General features: G+C 35.4%; 18 protein-coding genes, 2 riboswitches and 1 other annotated feature. Of the genes, 11 read left to right on the plus strand and 7 right to left on the minus strand.

Translation table 11 applies throughout. The annotated features are described in order from the left end of the window. Nucleotides 1-68 precede the first annotated feature (68 nt). Nucleotides 69-299 carry a hypothetical protein gene (locus COC46_RS02545; protein ID WP_098808208.1) on the plus strand — a complete coding sequence of 77 codons (231 nt, stop codon included), beginning with the start codon at nucleotides 69-71 and terminating at the stop codon, nucleotides 297-299. Nucleotides 300-426: 127 nt separating this feature from the next. Here the strand turns inward: COC46_RS02545 and asnA are convergent, their stop codons facing one another. Continuing rightward, on the minus strand, nucleotides 427-1,410 hold the full coding sequence (gene asnA / locus COC46_RS02550) for an aspartate--ammonia ligase (protein ID WP_098808209.1): 984 nt from the start codon (nucleotides 1,408-1,410) through the stop codon (nucleotides 427-429). Between the two features lie 70 nt (nucleotides 1,411-1,480). Beyond that, nucleotides 1,481-1,741 (minus strand) — a binding site (T-box leader). Nucleotides 1,742-2,037: 296 nt separating this feature from the next. On the opposite strand from asnA, the gene COC46_RS02560 reads away from it, so the two are divergent. Beyond that, nucleotides 2,038-2,217 carry a small acid-soluble spore protein H gene (locus COC46_RS02560; protein WP_098808210.1) on the plus strand — a complete coding sequence of 60 codons (180 nt, stop codon included), beginning with the start codon at nucleotides 2,038-2,040 and terminating at the stop codon, nucleotides 2,215-2,217. Between the two features lie 255 nt (nucleotides 2,218-2,472). Here the strand turns inward: COC46_RS02560 and thiC are convergent, their stop codons facing one another. Further along, nucleotides 2,473-4,251 carry a phosphomethylpyrimidine synthase ThiC gene (thiC, locus tag COC46_RS02565; protein WP_098808211.1) on the minus strand — a complete coding sequence of 593 codons (1,779 nt, stop codon included), beginning with the start codon at nucleotides 4,249-4,251 and terminating at the stop codon, nucleotides 2,473-2,475. 137 nt (nucleotides 4,252-4,388) lie between these two features. After that, nucleotides 4,389-4,503: riboswitch (TPP riboswitch) on the minus strand. A gap of 233 nt (nucleotides 4,504-4,736) precedes the next feature. Further along, a riboswitch (TPP riboswitch) is annotated at nucleotides 4,737-4,846 on the plus strand. 86 nt (nucleotides 4,847-4,932) lie between these two features. Here thiC and COC46_RS02570 point away from each other — a divergent pair. From COC46_RS02570 to COC46_RS02590, 5 genes are read left to right on the plus strand one after another with little or no spacing between them, the layout of a single operon-like run. Continuing rightward, nucleotides 4,933-5,547 (plus strand): thiamine phosphate synthase, encoded by a 615-nt coding sequence (locus COC46_RS02570; RefSeq protein WP_098808212.1) that lies wholly within the window; start codon nucleotides 4,933-4,935, stop codon nucleotides 5,545-5,547. Next, a complete protein-coding gene (gene thiO, locus COC46_RS02575) occupies nucleotides 5,531-6,643 on the plus strand; it encodes a glycine oxidase ThiO (protein ID WP_098808213.1) in 1,113 nt (370 codons plus the stop codon). The genes COC46_RS02570 and thiO overlap by 17 nt, the downstream gene beginning before the upstream one ends. A gap of 5 nt (nucleotides 6,644-6,648) precedes the next feature. Beyond that, nucleotides 6,649-6,852, plus strand: coding sequence for a sulfur carrier protein ThiS (thiS, locus tag COC46_RS02580; protein WP_098808214.1), 204 nt, complete (start codon nucleotides 6,649-6,651; stop codon nucleotides 6,850-6,852). A gap of 2 nt (nucleotides 6,853-6,854) precedes the next feature. After that, nucleotides 6,855-7,622 carry a thiazole synthase gene (locus COC46_RS02585; RefSeq protein ID WP_098808215.1) on the plus strand — a complete coding sequence of 256 codons (768 nt, stop codon included), beginning with the start codon at nucleotides 6,855-6,857 and terminating at the stop codon, nucleotides 7,620-7,622. Beyond that, entirely contained in the window at nucleotides 7,619-8,629 is a 1,011-nt protein-coding gene (locus tag COC46_RS02590) for a ThiF family adenylyltransferase (protein ID WP_098808216.1), read from the plus strand. Before COC46_RS02585 ends, COC46_RS02590 begins: the two co-directional genes overlap by 4 nt. Before the next feature lie 203 nt (nucleotides 8,630-8,832). Here the strand turns inward: COC46_RS02590 and COC46_RS02595 are convergent, their stop codons facing one another. Genes COC46_RS02595 through COC46_RS02605 form a run of 3 tightly spaced genes read right to left on the minus strand, consistent with a single transcriptional unit; the run spans nucleotide 8,833 to nucleotide 11,755 of the window. Beyond that, a complete protein-coding gene (locus COC46_RS02595; RefSeq protein WP_098808217.1) occupies nucleotides 8,833-9,033 on the minus strand; it encodes a cation transporter in 201 nt (66 codons plus the stop codon). A gap of 13 nt (nucleotides 9,034-9,046) precedes the next feature. Continuing rightward, nucleotides 9,047-11,440: a heavy metal translocating P-type ATPase gene (locus tag COC46_RS02600; protein ID WP_098808218.1), complete on the minus strand. Its 2,394-nt coding sequence runs from the start codon at nucleotides 11,438-11,440 to the stop codon at nucleotides 9,047-9,049. Between the two features lie 15 nt (nucleotides 11,441-11,455). After that, nucleotides 11,456-11,755 (minus strand): metal-sensing transcriptional repressor, encoded by a 300-nt coding sequence (locus COC46_RS02605; protein ID WP_098808219.1) that lies wholly within the window; start codon nucleotides 11,753-11,755, stop codon nucleotides 11,456-11,458. Nucleotides 11,756-11,871: 116 nt separating this feature from the next. Between COC46_RS02605 and COC46_RS02610 the strand changes: the two genes are divergently transcribed. The 3 genes from COC46_RS02610 to COC46_RS22530 all read left to right on the plus strand — a co-directional run bounded on the left by COC46_RS02610 (nucleotide 11,872) and on the right by COC46_RS22530 (nucleotide 13,479). After that, on the plus strand, nucleotides 11,872-12,408 hold the full coding sequence (locus tag COC46_RS02610) for a hypothetical protein (RefSeq protein WP_098808220.1): 537 nt from the start codon (nucleotides 11,872-11,874) through the stop codon (nucleotides 12,406-12,408). Nucleotides 12,409-12,675: 267 nt separating this feature from the next. Beyond that, nucleotides 12,676-13,026: an ASCH domain-containing protein gene (locus COC46_RS02615; RefSeq protein ID WP_098808221.1), complete on the plus strand. Its 351-nt coding sequence runs from the start codon at nucleotides 12,676-12,678 to the stop codon at nucleotides 13,024-13,026. An 18-nt stretch (nucleotides 13,027-13,044) separates the two neighbouring features. Further along, entirely contained in the window at nucleotides 13,045-13,479 is a 435-nt protein-coding gene (locus tag COC46_RS22530; RefSeq protein ID WP_098808313.1) for a hypothetical protein, read from the plus strand. 89 nt (nucleotides 13,480-13,568) lie between these two features. Here the strand turns inward: COC46_RS22530 and COC46_RS02625 are convergent, their stop codons facing one another. Continuing rightward, entirely contained in the window at nucleotides 13,569-15,233 is a 1,665-nt protein-coding gene (locus COC46_RS02625; RefSeq protein WP_098808222.1) for an acyl-CoA dehydrogenase family protein, read from the minus strand. A gap of 25 nt (nucleotides 15,234-15,258) precedes the next feature. Then, nucleotides 15,259-15,633 (minus strand): MerR family transcriptional regulator, encoded by a 375-nt coding sequence (locus COC46_RS02630; RefSeq protein WP_098808223.1) that lies wholly within the window; start codon nucleotides 15,631-15,633, stop codon nucleotides 15,259-15,261. A gap of 255 nt (nucleotides 15,634-15,888) precedes the next feature. Here COC46_RS02630 and poxB point away from each other — a divergent pair, with 255 nt between their 5' ends. After that, nucleotides 15,889-17,625, plus strand: a complete 1,737-nt coding sequence (gene poxB, locus COC46_RS02635) for a ubiquinone-dependent pyruvate dehydrogenase (RefSeq protein ID WP_098808224.1) — start codon at nucleotides 15,889-15,891, stop codon at nucleotides 17,623-17,625. The last annotated feature ends 167 nt before the right edge of the window (nucleotides 17,626-17,792 follow it).

Here is a 17,792-nt window from a genome sequence, read left to right on the forward strand (position 1 = left end):
AATATTGGTTAGGAGTTATTAACCTAATGCATGCATTTGTTGAATAGCACGAATAAAGGGGCGTTCTTATGAAATTGTTTTTATCAATAGTTTTAGCAACTATCTTAGGTTATCTTCTTCTAATGATGGGACCATTAGTTGGAGGTATTATAGCTTTCGGAATAGTCGTTGGTTCCTTGTTTAGAGGGTTATATCTTCTTAACGATTTAAGCAATAGACTATCAAAAATAGCACCAAAATCTGATAAAGTAAAAGATGCATATGACAATTATCTGAAAGAGAAAGAAATTAACAATTAAGGAAAGAAATTAAATGAATTCTTATTGAACGCAGTGCTTCAGTTGAATAAAAAAAGCAAAGACCACAATTTTTTGTGGTCATATTTTTTGTTCAAAAATCAACAATTTACTTTAACAGAGCCATTTCTTAAAACAAATGTATGTTTTCCTTCTTACATGCTTCTTTCATTTCATCTGGCCATACAGATGATTGAACTTCACCAATATGCGCTTTACGTAAGAAGTACATGCACATTCTTGATTGCCCAATACCACCACCAATTGTTAGTGGGAGAACATCTTCTAAAATACCTTTATGAAAGTTATACTCGCGTTTGAAATCTTCACCTGTCTTCGTTAACTGCTCATCAAGTGATTTACGATCAACACGGATACCCATTGAAGATAATTCAAATGAAGATTGCAATACTGGATGCCAGAATAAGATGTCTCCGTTTAATTTCCAGTCGTCATAGTCAGCTGCGCGTCCATCATGTTTTTCACCAGAACGAAGTACATCACCGATTCCAATAATAAAAACTGCACCTTGCTCTTTTGAAATCGCATGCTCACGATCTTTCGGTGTTAGGTCTGGGTATTTATCTTCTAGCTCTTGGGATGTGATAAATACGATATCTTCTGGTAAATACTTCCCAAGGTACGGATATTTTTCAAATAAATGATTTTCCAAATCTTTGAAGATTCCATAAATTGTTCGTACGGTTTCTTGTAAATAATCTACTGTACGCCATTCTTTTTGAATAATTTTTTCCCAATCCCATTGGTCAACGTAAATTGAATGCGTAGCATCAAGCTCCTCATCACGGCGAATCGCATTCATGTTTGTATATATACCTTCACCAGCTTCGTAACCATATTCATGCAGTGCAAATCGTTTCCATTTTGCTAGTGAGTGAACAATTTCTAACTCTTCTCCTGAATGAAGCATATCAAATTCAATTGGGCGTTCTACACCGTTTAAGTGATCGTTTAAACCTGATTTTTTCGTTACGAATAATGGTGCAGATACGCGGAACATTCCAAGACGTTTTGCTAATTGATCCTCAAAAAATGTTTTAACTTCCTTAATTGCGATTTGTGTCTCTCTTACTGTCATTAATGATTGATACATGCCTATTTCCTCCTAAAATGTTTGGATGTAGTAGAAAAAAGCCAACAAAAAAAGCCCTTCTTTCCCAAAAAACTGGGACGAAAGACTTTGGTTCCGCGGTACCACCCAAATTAGCAACAGAGGTTGCTCACTTACTCAGTACGGAGATTAGAGAGATCTCGATACTGCTCTTCTTGTAACGTCGAAGATCACGGCTAAGTCTACTTTCCCCTAAAGGATTTCGGTCAGCGACTCCAGGAGGTTCTTCATAACAGGCTTCGTATCAGGCTCACACCACCCCTGACTCGCTTAGTCTACGTCCTACTACTACTCGTCCTTTCACAGTCGTTTTGTTGTCACATCTCTGAAACATTTTATTAATGATTATTTTATATGTAAAAATGAAAAAGTCAACAGTTTTTTCATTTTTTATTTAATTCTTAAGATTTTAATTTCCCGAAAAAATTGACCACAGCTAGACATTATCGATTTCATTTTTATTGTTTAATTAAATCGATATTGCCCTGTTCATGATATTTTCATTAAACTTTTTTAAATGAAATAGAATTCATACTTTGAATGAATACCCAACTACTCCTCAGTTAATAATATGTTAGGTTTCAATTATTAATTTAGAGGAGGTTACGTATGAATAAACAACGCGCTCAAGAAATTGCGTCTTCACCTGAAATGGCTAATGTTACATACAATGGAGTGCCAATTTATATTCAACATGTTGACGAAACAAATGAAATTGCTAGAATCTATCCGCTCGGCCAACCCGATCGAGAGGAAGATGTTCCGATCAATAGTCTGTCGGAGCATTAAATCTAACCTATATATAAACAAAAACAAACCTCCAAAATTCGGGGGTTGTTTTTGTTTTGTATACCAAAATTACCAACTTAAACTTTCAATTAAACTACATTTAAGGCATTCTTGTATCGTATCTTTCTGCTGAAATTCGTGTGCGCAATTTTTTTGAATGGTTTTCAGTTCTATTTTTAACTGTTTCATGTTCCCTTCTAATTGCTTTATTTCTTTTCTGATTTCTTCTACCCTATTCATATAAGGCTCACACCCTTATTGATAGATTTCTCCGCCGTTTTTTCTAAATTCAAGTGCTTTTTCTTTCATTCCTTCATCAATAATTGTTTTACTTTCAAGTTCTTCTTGTTTTACTAAGTCTCGAATATCTTGTGAGATTCTCATACTACAGAATTTTGGACCACACATTGAACAAAAATGGGCTGTTTTTGCGCCTTCTGCAGGTAATGTTTCATCATGATATTCAATTGCTCTTTCAGGATCAAGCGATAGATTAAACTGATCGCGCCATCTAAATTCAAATCTAGCTTTTGAAAGTGCATCATCTCTTTTTTGTGCTCCAGGGTGACCTTTTGCTAAATCAGCTGCATGAGCGGCTATTTTGTATGTGATTACCCCTACTCTAACATCTTCTTTGTTTGGAAGACCTAAGTGCTCTTTCGGAGTTACATAACAAAGCATCGCTGTACCAAACCATCCAATCATTGCTGCACCTATTGCTGATGTTATATGATCATAACCTGGTGCAATATCAGTCGTTAGTGGACCTAATGTGTAAAAAGGTGCTTCTTGACAAATTTCTAATTGCTTATCCATGTTCTCTTTAATTAAATGCATTGGAACATGTCCCGGTCCTTCAATCATAACTTGCACGTCATGTTTCCAAGCAATTTTTGTTAGCTCTCCAAGTGTTTCTAATTCCGAAAATTGTGCTTCGTCATTTGCATCGGCGATCGAACCTGGGCGTAAGCCATCTCCTAAAGAGAATGTTACGTCATAGCGCTTCATAATTTCACAAATTTCTTCAAAATGAGTATATAGGAAATTCTCTTTATGGTGAGCTAGACACCACTGAGCCATTATAGACCCACCACGAGATACGATTCCTGTCACTCGTTTTGCAGTTAATGGAATGTATCTTAATAATACACCTGCGTGAATCGTAAAGTAGTCTACCCCTTGTTCTGCTTGCTCGATTAGAGTGTCTCTAAACACTTCCCAACTTAAGTCTTCTGCAATTCCATTAACCTTTTCAAGTGCTTGATAAATTGGAACTGTCCCTACTGGTACCGGAGAGTTTCGGATAATCCATTCACGTGTTGTGTGAATATTTTTGCCGGTTGAAAGATCCATCATCGTATCAGCTCCCCAACGAGTAGCCCATGTCATTTTTTCTACTTCTTCTTCAATTGAGGATGTAACAGCTGAGTTACCTATATTGGCGTTTATTTTCACATGAAAATTACGACCGATAATCATTGGCTCACTTTCTGGATGATTAATATTCGATGGAATGACCGCTCTTCCTCTTGCAACTTCATCACGAACAAATTCAGCTGATATATTTTCTCGAATTGCAATAAATTCCATTTCAGGAGTAATAATGCCTTTACGTGCATAATGCAATTGAGTAATATTTCCGTTATTTTTTGCACGCAACGGTTTTCTTTTTAACCCTTTAAAGATTTCAACTTCATGTTTATCTGATTCTTTTTTATAGCCATTATCTTCAGGCTTTACTTCACGCCCTACATATTCTTCAACATCATTTCGCTCGATCACCCAGTTTTGTCTAATTGGCTTAAGCCCCTCGCGAATATCAACTGAGCTAGCTGAATCGGTGTAAGGTCCACTAGTATCATAGACTCTAACTGGTGCATTTTCTTCTTCACCGAAAGTGCCCGTTGTTGGACTTAATTGAATCTCACGCATCGGCACCTTAATATCAGGTCTAGATCCTTCAACATAAACCTTTCTACTACCAGAAAAACTAGACATGATGGAAAAATTCATTTCATTTACAGAATTGTTCATTTGATTTCATTCCCCTTTTTAAATGATTTAAAAAGGACGAAATCCAATCCATTATAAGCATGAAAAAAGCCGGATCTTATTTTATTAAGACCCGGCTAAATGTTAGCAAAACTACATTAACGATGGTGACATCATTAATGAGAAATTTCTAACTTCCCCACGCTGGTATGAACCAGATCAGGTCCTGAGGGTTAAGAAACTTAAACGTGTTTCTCTCTCAGCCCAACTAATTGGACACCCCTAGTCAAACGATTAAATTGTTCAAACTAAATATAAACCCACATTTTTAAAATGTAAATGTTTTTTATTCCCTAAATTTTTACAGAAATGTTAATTTCAAAAAAAATTAGCATTTTACTACTTGCATAAATGCTTGATTTCATAATGCTTTAAGCCCAATTTATGGTAAATATTTTGGCTCATAAAAAAATTTTAGGATTGAATATTATTTTTTATATGCTATGCTAAGATTAATTTTCATACAAATTCATCACTAGGGGATCCCTTGATAAGGGCTGAGAATAGAGTAGTTACTTTTAAACCCTCAAAACCTGAACAGGCTAGTACCTGCGTAGGAAAGTGGCGCATTCTCTATTTATTTTTTGTGCATGTAACCACTTTCTTTTTTTGGAAAGTGGTTTTTTTGTTTGAAAAAATTTCGCAAAAGAAAGAGGCTGGGACATGGAGCTTATTGCAATTACAGATGATCAGCACTCAATCGAAGTACTCGCTTCCAAAATTATTCAAATAATCGATGTAGTCGACTATGTACATATTCGCGAGAAATCAAAAAAACCAATTGAGCTAATAGCACTCTTAAATCTACTAAAAATGAACAATGTAGATATGAAAAAAATCGTTTTAAATGACCGTTTAGATATAGCTATTTTCTCAAATCTATCAAATATACATTTACCAGGACATGGTCTTCCTCTTGTTGATGTAAAAGAATATTTTCCTAATTTACGAGTCGGGAAATCGGTCCACACCCTTACTGAAGCAATACAGGCTGAAAATGAAAAAGCTGACTATGTTATTTACGGTCATTGCTTTGAAACAAAGTGTAAAGATGGATTAACTCCAAATGGAATTGAACTAATTCCAGAAATGAAAAAAACGCTAACAATACCAATATATGCAGTCGGCGGGATCCTACCTGAACATATCCAAGTTCTAAAGGAGAACAATCTTGATGGTATAGCTATTATGTCTGGAATCTTCTCTTCTCGAAACCCATTAGATGCAGCGCTGCAATATTTTGAAAGGTGCAAACTGACTTATGAACAAGAGATTTGATGTTGTCGTAATTGGAGGTGGCATTATAGGCTGTTCCGTTGCTTATTATCTAGCTAAAGAAAACATTCATGTCGCAGTTTTAGAAGGACAGCAAGTCGGACAGAAAACAACAAAGGCAGCTGCTGGGATGCTCGGTGCCCATTCTGAGTGGGATCAGTCCGAGTCATTTTTTACTTTTGCTAGAAGCAGCCAATTAACTTATTTTCACCTTCAAGAAGAGTTGAAAGAATTAAGCGGTATTGATATAGAACTTAAAAAAGGTGGTATTTTCAAACTAGCTTATACAGATTTAGAAAAAAAACAACTAACACCACTACTCACTCAAACTTCAGCACTTTGGTATAACCATGCGGAGTTAAAAAAACAAATCCCCGGTATCCATCCAAACATAATTGGCGCAGCCTATATTGAGGATGATGTTAATGTATTACCTGTTTCTGTTTGTAATGCATTTTCCAAAAGCGCTCAGATTTTAGGGGCTTCTATTTTCGAATATACACATGTATTTGGGATTCAAAAAACTGATACACATTATTTAATTAAAACAACAAACGGTGAATTTGAAGCAAAAAAAATCGTAGTAGCAAGTGGCGTTTGGAGTAATGCGCTATTTGAACAGCTAGGGTTAAATCATGAAATTATTCCTGTTAAAGGCGAATGCATTTCCGTAAAAAGTGAAAAGGTAGCATTAAAGCATACTCTTTTTCATGAACAAAACTATATTGTTCCAAGAAATGACGGTCGTCTTGTCATCGGGGCTACGATGGTTGATAACGACTGGGATGAAAACCCTAGCTTAGGTGGCATTGAATCATTAATACAAAATGCTAAAAAAATGCTTCCCGAAATTGAAGACATGAAAATTGATTCATTTTGGGCGGGACTAAGGCCTCGAACACTAGATCATAATCCTCTTATTGGCATGCACCCTGAAGATGAAGAAATCTTTTTTGCCACAGGACATTTTCGGAATGGGATTTTGCTAGCACCAGCGACTGGTAAATTAATTCGAGATTTGATTCTAAAAAGAGAAGTTGATCATAACTGGGTCGAGGCATTTAAAATTAGTCGTAAATTTAATGTTTGTGAGGTGTAAAAAACTTGGAAATAAAGTTAAACGGAAAGAACATAGAAATTTCGGGTAAAACCTTTACAATTCAAGATTTACTTAATGATTACCAGTTAGAAAACCGAATCGTTATTGTTGAGGTTAATGAAGAAATTATTTATAAAGAGCAGTATGCTTTAACTCATCTCTCTAACGGAGATCAGGTAGAATTAATACATTTTGTAGGTGGAGGCTAATTATGTTAAAAGTAGGAAATCATTCATTTCACTCAAGATTATTATTAGGAACAGGTAAATACCCTTCTTTTGAAGTACAAAAAGAAGCAGTCGAAGTTTCGAAAGCTGAGATCCTTACTTTCGCTGTTAGAAGAATGAATATTTTTGAGGAATCACAACCTAATTTTCTAGAACAATTAAATCTATCAAAATATAAATTATTGCCAAATACAGCTGGTGCTAAAACTGCCAAAGAGGCTGTTAGAATTGCAAGATTAGCAAAAGCGTCAGGCCTGTGCGATATGATAAAAGTAGAAGTAATTGGGTGTGACAAATCATTATTGCCTGATCCAATTGAAACATTGAAAGCATCAGAAATTCTATTAAATGAAGGATTTATTGTGTTACCTTATACTTCTGATGATGTCGTGTTAGCAAGAAGGCTAGAAGAACTTGGTGTACATGCGATCATGCCAGGTGCATCCCCAATTGGTTCTGGAAAAGGGATTATTAATCCATTAAATCTTAAATTTATTATTGAGCAATCAAATATACCTGTCATAGTAGATGCTGGGATTGGTTCGCCAAAGGATGCTGCATATGCAATGGAGTTAGGTGCCGATGGGGTCCTTTTAAACACTGCGGTTTCTAACGCAAAGGATCCTGTAAAAATGGCAGTTGCAATGAAGCTTGCTATTGAAGCGGGTAGACTTGGATTTGAAGCTGGAAGAATTGACGAAAAAAATTATGGTGTAGCTAGTAGTCCAATCACAGGGTTGGTGAATTCTTGATAAACCGTTATGCAAAACAAGAATTATTTCTAGGAACAGATCGTCAATTAAACTTCCAAAAAGCACGTGCCATTATTATTGGTGTTGGTGCACTTGGCTCGTCAATTGCAGAAATGCTTGTAAGGGCTGGCATAGGAGATCTAACAATTGTTGACCGTGATTATGTTGAATGGAGTAATTTACAAAGGCAATCTCTTTATATGGAAGAGGATGCTAGAAATAAACTGCCTAAAGTAATTGCAGCAAAAAATCGACTTCAACAAATAAATAGTGAAGTAACAATTAATAGTTTTATAACTGATATTACTAGTCTTAATATTGAAGAACTTATTAAAGATCAAACCATTATACTAGATGCCACAGATAACTTTGAAACTAGAATGGTTGTTAATGACGCAGCAATTAAACACGGAGTCCCTTTCATTTTTGGTGCATGTGTTGGAAGCTATGGTCTTTCATTTCCAATTATTCCAGGAAAAACTCCCTGTCTTAACTGTTTATTAAATCATATACCAACTTTAAATATGACTTGTGACACAGTAGGAGTAATCAGTCCAATTGTACAAATGATTGCTGCGTACCAAGTCACATATGCCATGCAATACCTTACGAACAATGAACTTTTACCAATCTTACAATCGATTGATGTTTGGAAGCATGAAAAGTCTGATATAAACATCGAAAAATTAAAGAATCATAATTGCCCAACTTGTGGTCCTATCAGAAGTTATCCATATTTAAACGATGATTATCAAATGAAGTCATATGTATTATGTGGAAGAGATGCTGTCCAATTGAGTTTATCTTCTATTAAAGTTCCGTCACTACGCGACCTTTCTAAAAGATTAATAAGGGTAGTAAATGATTTGATTGTGAATCCTTATTTATTAGCATGTACCTTTGAAAATCACCGAATTGTTTTATTTAAAGACGGTCGAGCAATTATTCACGGTACAAAAGAACCAGCTGTTGCTAAAGAGATCTATCGTAAAATTTTAATAGAATAGAAGAAGTCCCTTTCGAGGACTAATAATTTTTGTTTTTATTAGTCTTAGAAAGGGACAATTATAATTAACTCATTTAAATTACTTGGACTCTTGTCCTGCTGTTCCCGCTAAAGCTAGACTCTTCATCAATTGGAAATTCAATAACTGTTCTTCCAACATTAATACAGCATTATGGCACATCCACTTTATTTATATATCATTAATTAAACGATATCGTAACCTTGATCTTCAATAGCCTCTTTCACTTTTTCAATTGTTTCATCGTTTGAAGAATTGAATGTTACTTCTTTATTTTCTAAACTTACGATTACATTATTTGTACCAGACACTCCTTCTACAGCTTTCATAACTGCAGCCTTGCAGTGTCCACATGTCATACCATTTACTTTTAAAATTGTTTCCATCACTTAAATCCTCCTAAAGTTTTATGCGTTTTAATCTTAATGCATTTAAGACTACCGATACAGAGCTGAATGCCATTGCAGCACCCGCAATCCAAGGCAGTAATAAGCCTAAAGCAGCAATCGGTATACCTAAACTGTTATAAAATAACGCCCAAAATAAATTTTGGCGAATATTTTTCATTGTTTTCTTACTTAATGCGATAGCTTTTGGAATATGCGATAAGTCGCCGCCTACTAATGTAACATCCGCTGTTTCAATCGCTACATCTGCACCAGTACCGATTGCCATTCCAATGTCAGCCTTCGCTAGAGCTGGCGCATCATTAATCCCGTCTCCAACCATCGCAACGATTTTCCCTTGTTTTTGTAGATTAGCTACTATATCTGCCTTTTTCTCTGGTAAAACTTCAGCAAATACATTTTCGATCCCAACTTGATCAGCAATCGCTTTTGCCGTATGACTATTATCACCTGTTACCATAAATACATCTATTTTTAAATCCTTTAATGCTTTTATGGCATTTCTTGAAGATTCTTTAATGGTATCGGCGACAGCAATCATTCCTTCTAATTCATCGTTTATTGCTACTAGCATGCCTGTCTTTCCAGCCGATTCAAATGCTATTAATTGTTCATCAACAGAAGAAAAGTCAATCTTCTTATCTTTCATTAATTTTCGAGTACCGATATACACCTTCTGATTATCAATCATTGCTTCTACCCCATGTCCAGGTATAGCAATAAACGCTGTAAGATCTGTCAGCTGCACATCCTGTTTAAGAGCATATTGGACAATAGCCTGTGCTAAAGGATGCTCTGACATTTTCTCTACACTTGCAACAAGCTTCAAAAAATCTTCTCGTTGTTTTAAATTAATGATATCTGTTACTTCGGGCTTTCCTTTTGTAATCGTTCCTGTTTTATCAAGAATGATTGCATTTATTTTTTGTGTAGTTTCTAAATATTCTCCACCTTTATACAAAATACCGTTTTCTGCACCTTTTCCACTTCCAACCATAATCGAAGTCGGAGTAGCTAGACCTAGTGCACAAGGACATGCAATGACTAAAACAGCAATAGCTACTTCAATCGACTTAGGTAAATTTTGCGGATCTATTACGAAAAACCAAATAATAAATGTTAAGATCGCAATCCCAATTACAATTGGAACAAATAGATTCGAAATTCGATCGGCTAGTCTTTGAATAGGAGCTTTCGAACCTTGAGCTTCTTTAACTATTTTCACAATATTGGCTAGCGCAGTGTCTTTACCAACCTTTTTTGCTCTTATTGTTAAAATACCATTTCCATTTACAGTTGCTCCAACTACACTGTCTTCAGCCTTTTTATCAACTGGTAAAGACTCTCCAGTAATCATTGATTCATCGACTGTAGAAACTCCCGAAACTATAACTCCATCGACAGGAATCTTCTCTCCAGGTTTAACTAGAAGTAAATCTCCAACTTTTACAGCTTCCAATGGTACGTATAGTTCTTTTCCATTTTCTAAAACTGTTGCTTCCTTTGCTTGTAATTCCATTAGTTTAGAAATTGCCTCGGTAGTTTTTCCTTTAGCGATGTGCTCAAAATATTTACCAAGCAAGACTAATGTTATTAAAACTGCACTTGTCTCAAAATAAAGATGTGGCATATACGCACTATTCGTAATTGTCTTAATCGACTCAACTAAACTATAAAAATAAGCAGCTGAAGTTCCTAGTACTACGAGTACATCCATATTTGCACTATAATTTCGAATTGCTTTAAATGCTCCAACGTAAAAATGCCAACCAATCATAAACTGAACAGGAGTCGCAAACAGTAATTGGAACCACGGATTCATGAATAAATGTGGCATCCAACTATTCGTACTAAATGGAAGATGTGATACCATAGAGTACAATAATGGAAGAGAAAGCAAGATTGAAACGATTAATTGAATCTGTTTGATTCTTGTTGAGTCCTTTTCTTTAACTTCATCTTCATTTTTTATAGATGCCTCATAGCCTATGTGACTAATTTTATCTATTATTGATTGAACTGAGCGCACTTCAGGCAAATAGGAAATCGTAGCTATATTCATAGCTAGATTTACATTAATTTTTACAACTCCATCCATTTTACCTATTACTTTTTCAATTCGGGCCGAACAGGCAGCACATGTCATTCCTTCGATATTTAATGTAACTTTTTCTAATACAACCTCGTAACCAATCGTATGGATTTTTTCGATTAAATCAGTAGTTTGATATTGTCCTTTATCATATAGTATAGTGGCTTTTTCTAATGCAAGATTTACATTTGCTTTTAAGCCATCCATTCGATTTAAGCTTTTTTCGATTCGGGTTGCACATGCGGCGCAAGTCATCCCCTCAATACCAAGGGTTAACTGCTTTGCTTCATTCATTATTGATCAACCCCCTTATTTTACGTAGCGCTTAATAACCTCCATTAATTCGTTTACCGATGCTTCACCATTGTTTTCTTTAACTGCTTTCACCATACAATGATTCGCATGTCTTTCAATTAATGAGAAACTTACTTTTTTCATAGCAGCTTCAATTGCCATTATTTGCGTTAATATATCTATACAATAACGGTCCTCTTCGACCATTTTTTGAATCCCTCTTACTTGCCCCTCTATTCTACGAAGACGCTTCATTAAGTCATTTATTTCGTCTTCACTTCTAGGAACCATTTGATCATCATGGCAATTTTCCATTTTATCACCTCACCATTATTATATACTCGTAGGGGGTATAGGTGTCAATTTTTTATTCTATTTATTTTAAGTTGTCCATATGATGATATAAAGCAAATAGTTAGGGGGTATCAAATATGTTCATCAGTTGGGTATGTATTAGCATAATGCTCTTTATAACGCTCATTTCGATTTATCTCAAACCAACTAAAAATGACCACATGCATCAAATGATGTATATGATGACGATCAGTATGACTACTGGTTTAACAATAGGTGTGCTAATTACCCTTTCCAATCAACAACAATTTTTCCATTCCTTACTGATTTCTATGGCGGTCTCTGCACTGATTGGATTATGCATCGGCTGGAGATTGCATTTCCTTGCACTACTTGAGGGAATATTCACAGGAATGATGGCTGGTATGATGGGTAGTATGATTGTTGTCATGCTTTCAATATCAGAGGCACGATCTTTGTTATTAATTTGTTTATTGTTATTAACTTGTTCGACAATATTTTGTTCTACTATGTTGTTAAACGAGCGATTTCCGAAACTACTATCATCATTCTTTCCAGTAATTATCATTTCTAGCCTGCTGCTTATCTTAACAGTGTTTTATTCTTTTACTCATTTTGAAACTACTTCTGTTTCACAAGAATTACAAGATTAATATGTTGAAAAAGTAGGAAGACGAAGGCAACTAACCATAGAAATTAAAGCCTTTATCGTTATTCAAAACTCCCTTAAGATAATGTTTCTGAAGGGACTTTTCTTATGCCTAAAAAGATTAATCTTCAATTGATTAGTAACATAATTTTTTATGTCGCTGTGTTATTTGGGCAAGGATATTATTAATAGCTATCCATTGTTTGTGGGAAGCTATATGATAAGATGAACCTGTGGTTGAAAATTGAATTGGAAAAGGAAGATTGCACAGATGACAAATCAGAATGAAACTAACGCTTTACCGCCAAAAACATGTACAATTGAACGCCTGATCACGCAAGTGGAAGATATCGAAAAAGTGCTGAACGGACAAAAAACGGCTACTCGTCGCAATGGGAGATATGCAGATATTGGGGAAGTGATGAGTCTTCAAAATCGCCAGTATGTTGTTGAACGGGTTTATTCGCAATCTCTTGGTGAATTGACCGATGAGGATGCTAGGCAAGAAGGTTATACGAATGTAGAAGAGTATAAACAATCGATCCTGTCAATCCACCCAGGTATGCCTTGGCTGCCAAAAATGAGGGTATGGGTTCATGAGTTTCGCCCCATCCAAGATTGATTGGATATAAAAATGGATATGCTATATCGATTACTTCTTTATATACATATTTTTAGTGTAATCTTATCGATTGGTCCTTTTTTTGTATTGATTCCTTTACTCAAAAAATTGCATACCTCTGAGTCCACGATACAACAAGGTTATCTGGATGTGTTCCGTTTTGCTGTCAGATTGGCTAAGCATGCCGGGCATGTGCTTGTTTTGTCAGGAGTCTTATTGGTACTGGCAGGCTCATGGTCATGGAAAACATCTTGGATCGTGATGACTATTCTTCTTTTGGTGAGTTCATTATTTTTTCTTGCTAGAGCCTTCTCGCCGACAATTAGGAAATTTAGTCAACCAGACCAAGACCAGAGCATCTTGATTCAGTTGCTTCGCCGATCTATTTGGATTTATATCATACTTTTGATGGTGATGCTATTATTTATGGTGGTAAAGCCTACATTATGGTAGGCAAGATTAAGCAGACTGGCATTCTTTAATTGTAGAAGTCAGTCTGCTTTTTTATTTCTTTACTTAAACGAATCAACACTAATTTGATATCATTTATTTATCGAAACCTTATTATTAACAATTTCATCATAATACTTTAAATGAATTTGTTCTTTATTTATATCATCTTTAAAATAACGTTCATGGATCATTACTTTAGCAATATACTCTTTTCGAATATGATCTTTCGCATCTTCAAGAGCAGTAACAGCTTCAACCAAATCTGCCATTTTATTTGCTATTTTCTTAGCATAATATGTTTGCGTATTAGCATCCAAAGTATATACATATTGAACAACTTCATTTAATTCATCGAGCTTTTTCCTTACAATTTTACTTTCATCAACTAATGTTTTGGGTACCTCTATTAGTTTTTCCTCAATATATGATTTAAAAATTGCGTAACCATTCATCTTTTTAAACAGTCTTAAAATCTCTAAACCTAAAATATTAGCTGTTCCTTCCCAGACTGTAAGTACTTGAGCATCTCTTAAGAGGCGAGGTGTAACAAAATCTTCTATATATCCATTACCTCCGTGCATTTCTATTGCCTCGTGTGAGAAATGTATCGCTTCTTCAGCTGTGCGCATTTTTAAGATAGCAATTAAAAGTCTGACTAGTGCTTGTTCTTCTTTTGTTCCATTTTCTTTACCGATAACTCGATCGTATAAAGCGACTAGATTAAATACTGCACTTGTTTGTACTTCTTGAATTGATCCAAGTTTTGATAGTGTCTCTTGAATCATTGGAAACGTTGTAAGTAATTGTCCATATGCAGGTCTATTTCCAGCATATTTTTTCGCTTCTATATAGGCCCTTCTCATTATTCCAACGGAGGCTACAGCATTACATATTCTAGATAAATTCAATGCTTCCATCATATAGTTAATTCCTCTAGAAGGATCTCCAATTAGAAATGCTTTCGCTCCGTTAAACTCAATTTCTCCTGACGGAACCGCTCTGACACCTAACTTATCTTTTAAACGACGAATCGTGAATCCATTATTTGTTCCATCATCATTCTTCCAAGGAACTAAAAATAAGCTTAAGCCTTTACTTCCAGAAGGCGCCCCCTCAATTCTTGCTAATATCGTTGTAATACCACACTGGCCTGCATTACTAGCAAAATATTTTTCTCCATAAATTCGATAGTAATCTCCTTCTTTAACTGCTTTAACTGTATTGGCTCCAACATCTGAACCGCCCTGTCTCTCAGTTAAAAAAGTCGCTCCTTCATATAATTCTGTTTCACCGGTCGATAATAAATGAGGGAGATATTTCTCTTTCAATGCTTCATCTGCATATCTTTCAACTAAAAATGTGGCAGCCATTGATAACGTAACCGGACAATAAAAACCAGCCTCAGTTTGTGATAATAAGTAGCCTTGCGCATAGGAATATATATAATTTCCTATAATCCCTAGCTTTGGAATTGGTTTATGGAGATAGCCAACAATCCCTCTATTATAAGTATCCTTAACAGTTTGCTTATAACCTTCATTTACCCAAACATGTGAAATATCATTACCGTATGCATCATACTTGATTAATCGTGGTTGCCCTTCTCGATCTGTATGAATCGCACGCTGATCAATTTCATTCGCACAAAGCTCTCCAAATTCCTCTAATTCACTATTAGCCCATGCAAAAAAATCTTCATTTAAGAATTTCCTTAAAATCATTTGTAGATTAAGATCTTCTTTATAAAAATTCATTAAATCTCCCACCTGCCTCTATTTATTAAATCTCTAATAAATTCCGTTCAAGCTTACTTTTCATTTTTCTGATTTCTTCTTTTAGTTGGAGGAGCTCGTTTACTTTTTCATCGATCTCTACAATCTTCTGATTTCCATATTCAATTGTTTTCTGTAATTGTTTTTTACCTGTTTGATCAGCCGTAAATAAATCAATCATTTCTTTTATTTCTTGCAAATTAAACCCTAAATACTTCCCTCTTTGAATTAAATAAAGACGTGTACGATCTTTTTGAGAATACTTTCTTCTACCACTTTCTGTATACGTAGGGTGTATTAATCCGATTTCCTCATAATATCTCAGGGTTCGATGAGTCGTATTAAATTCATTAGTCAACTCCCGAATCGAATAAAACTTCAATATTCCCTCCTCCTTTAAGCTATAGATTTATTATAAATCTTACGTAAACGTAAGTTTCAAGATAGAATCCTTCGACAAATTAAGAGCTAGATTGATTTTAATAGACATTAAAGTACTTATTCTTAGTATCCTCTGCTTTTCCTGCCTTTTTTTGGTATAACGATTTGAGTTTCTGCAAAGCATAAATTTATCTGTAGCCTAAGGCTTAATAAATTGAATTTGTTCCCAATAATGGTGAACTAGAAGGAGATTACAATGAGGAAAACGATTGCTGATTTACTGATTGATTCATTGATTCAGGCGGGAGTTACTAGAATTTATGGTATTGTTGGCGATTCTTTAAACGCAGTTTTAGATTCAATTAAAAACTCAAAAAGAATTGAATGGATCAGTGTTCGCCATGAAGAAGTTGCAGCCTTTGCTGCGGGTTCAGATTCTCTATTGAGTGGAAGTATAGCGGTTTGTGCAGGAAGCAGTGGACCTGGTAACCTTCATCTAATTAATGGTTTATACGATTGCCACCGAAGTCGGATACCTGTTCTTGCGATTGCAGCTCATATTCCAAGTATTGAAATTGGAAGTGAATATTTTCAACAAACTAAACCTGAGCAATTATTTAAAGAATGTAGTCACTTTTGTGAAACGGTGTATCGAGCAGAACAAATGCCACGTCTAGCAACGATTGCCATGCAGCATGCAATTGCAAGAAAAGGTGTATCTGTACTTGTACTACCTGGCGACATTGCTGCACTAGAAGATCATCAAACTGTTCCAGAACAAGTCATTCATGTTACTAATCCACTGATTAGTCCATCTAAACCTGAGCTAGAGAAACTAGCTGGGTATCTAAATGATGGAAAAAAAGTTACGTTACTTTGCGGAGCAGGCTGTGAAGGTGCACACTCTCATTTAATGCTTCTTTGTGAAAAATTAAAATCTCCAATGGTTATTGCGCTTAGAGGTAAAGAATTCTTAGAATACGATAATCCATATAACGCTGGGTTAACTGGGTTAATTGGTTACTCATCAGGATATCACGCGATTATGGATTGTGATGTACTATTGATGCTTGGAACTGATTTTCCTTATCGTCAATTTTATCCGGATGACTCTGTAATCTTACAAGTAGATATTCGAGCAGAGCATTTAGGTAGACGAGCTGCCATCACTTATGGATTATGTGGAGATGTAAAAGAGACAATTAGTCAGCTATTACCTCTTTTAACAGATGTGAAAGATTCCAGTCATTTAGAAAAGTATGTATCAGCTTACGAAAATGTCCGTAATGATTTAGATAAATTTGCTGTAGGAAAACCAGGTCGTACACCGATCCACCCTCAGTATTTAACGAAGATGGTAAGTGACCTTGCAAATGAAGATGCTATATTTACATGTGATGTCGGTACTCCTACATTATGGTCTGCAAGATATTTACAAATGAATGGAAAGAGAAGATTACTCGGATCATTTAATCACGGAACAATGGCTAATGCGATGCCTCAAGCGATTGGTGCCCAAGTTTCACAACCTGATCGCCAAGTTGTCGCATTATGTGGTGATGGAGGCCTATCAATGCTAATGGGCGATTTATTAACAATCCACCAGCATAAATTACCTGTAAAAATAATTGTTTTTAATAATAGTGCGCTAAGTTTTGTAGAATTAGAAATGAAAGCTGCCGGTTACTTAGAAACTGGAACAACTTTAGAAAATCCTAACTTTGCTTCATTAGCCCAAGCGATGGGAATAGAAGGCTATCGTGTAGAAGACCCGGCTGATTTAGAATCTACTGTACAACGTGCGTTTGAGCACAATGGACCAGCATTAATTGATGTTTTAGTAAACCGTCAGGAATTAGCAATGCCTCCTAAAGTGAGTATTGAACAAGCTCATGGCTTTACTCTATGGACATTAAAAGCTGTATTAAATGGACATGCTAGTGACGTGATTGATCTTGCTAAATCGAATCTATTAGATCGATTCCATCTATAATTTAAGGACCCGTTTGGACTAAAACGGGTTCTTTTGCTGTTGAACACATATTTTCATATCATCCTAATTGATATTTAAGCCACTTTGATCGTTAATTAATCCACTTTCTCTGTTAATTAAGCCACTTTCTCATTTAATTAAGCCAAGTTCACTATTTTTCAAGCCAT

Origin of the sequence: Bacillus sp. AFS041924, from assembly GCF_002577195.1 — a bacterium.
In the GTDB taxonomy this organism is placed as follows: Bacteria; Bacillota; Bacilli; order Bacillales; family Bacillaceae_G; genus Gottfriedia.

Coding starts and splice junctions, on each gene's coding strand:
- COC46_RS02545 (WP_098808208.1), top strand. CDS start 69: ATGAAATTGTTTTTATCAATAGTTTTAGCAACTATCTTAGGTTATCTT.
- asnA (WP_098808209.1), bottom strand. CDS start 1,410: ATGTATCAATCATTAATGACAGTAAGAGAGACACAAATCGCAATTAAG.
- COC46_RS02560 (WP_098808210.1), top strand. CDS start 2,038: ATGAATAAACAACGCGCTCAAGAAATTGCGTCTTCACCTGAAATGGCT.
- thiC (WP_098808211.1), bottom strand. CDS start 4,251: ATGAACAATTCTGTAAATGAAATGAATTTTTCCATCATGTCTAGTTTT.
- COC46_RS02570 (WP_098808212.1), top strand. CDS start 4,933: ATGGAGCTTATTGCAATTACAGATGATCAGCACTCAATCGAAGTACTC.
- thiO (WP_098808213.1), top strand. CDS start 5,531: ATGAACAAGAGATTTGATGTTGTCGTAATTGGAGGTGGCATTATAGGC.
- COC46_RS02585 (WP_098808215.1), top strand. CDS start 6,855: ATGTTAAAAGTAGGAAATCATTCATTTCACTCAAGATTATTATTAGGA.
- COC46_RS02595 (WP_098808217.1), bottom strand. CDS start 9,033: ATGGAAACAATTTTAAAAGTAAATGGTATGACATGTGGACACTGCAAG.
- COC46_RS02600 (WP_098808218.1), bottom strand. CDS start 11,440: ATGAATGAAGCAAAGCAGTTAACCCTTGGTATTGAGGGGATGACTTGC.
- COC46_RS02605 (WP_098808219.1), bottom strand. CDS start 11,755: ATGGAAAATTGCCATGATGATCAAATGGTTCCTAGAAGTGAAGACGAA.
- COC46_RS02610 (WP_098808220.1), top strand. CDS start 11,872: ATGTTCATCAGTTGGGTATGTATTAGCATAATGCTCTTTATAACGCTC.
- COC46_RS02615 (WP_098808221.1), top strand. CDS start 12,676: ATGACAAATCAGAATGAAACTAACGCTTTACCGCCAAAAACATGTACA.
- COC46_RS22530 (WP_098808313.1), top strand. CDS start 13,045: ATGCTATATCGATTACTTCTTTATATACATATTTTTAGTGTAATCTTA.
- COC46_RS02625 (WP_098808222.1), bottom strand. CDS start 15,233: ATGAATTTTTATAAAGAAGATCTTAATCTACAAATGATTTTAAGGAAA.
- poxB (WP_098808224.1), top strand. CDS start 15,889: ATGAGGAAAACGATTGCTGATTTACTGATTGATTCATTGATTCAGGCG.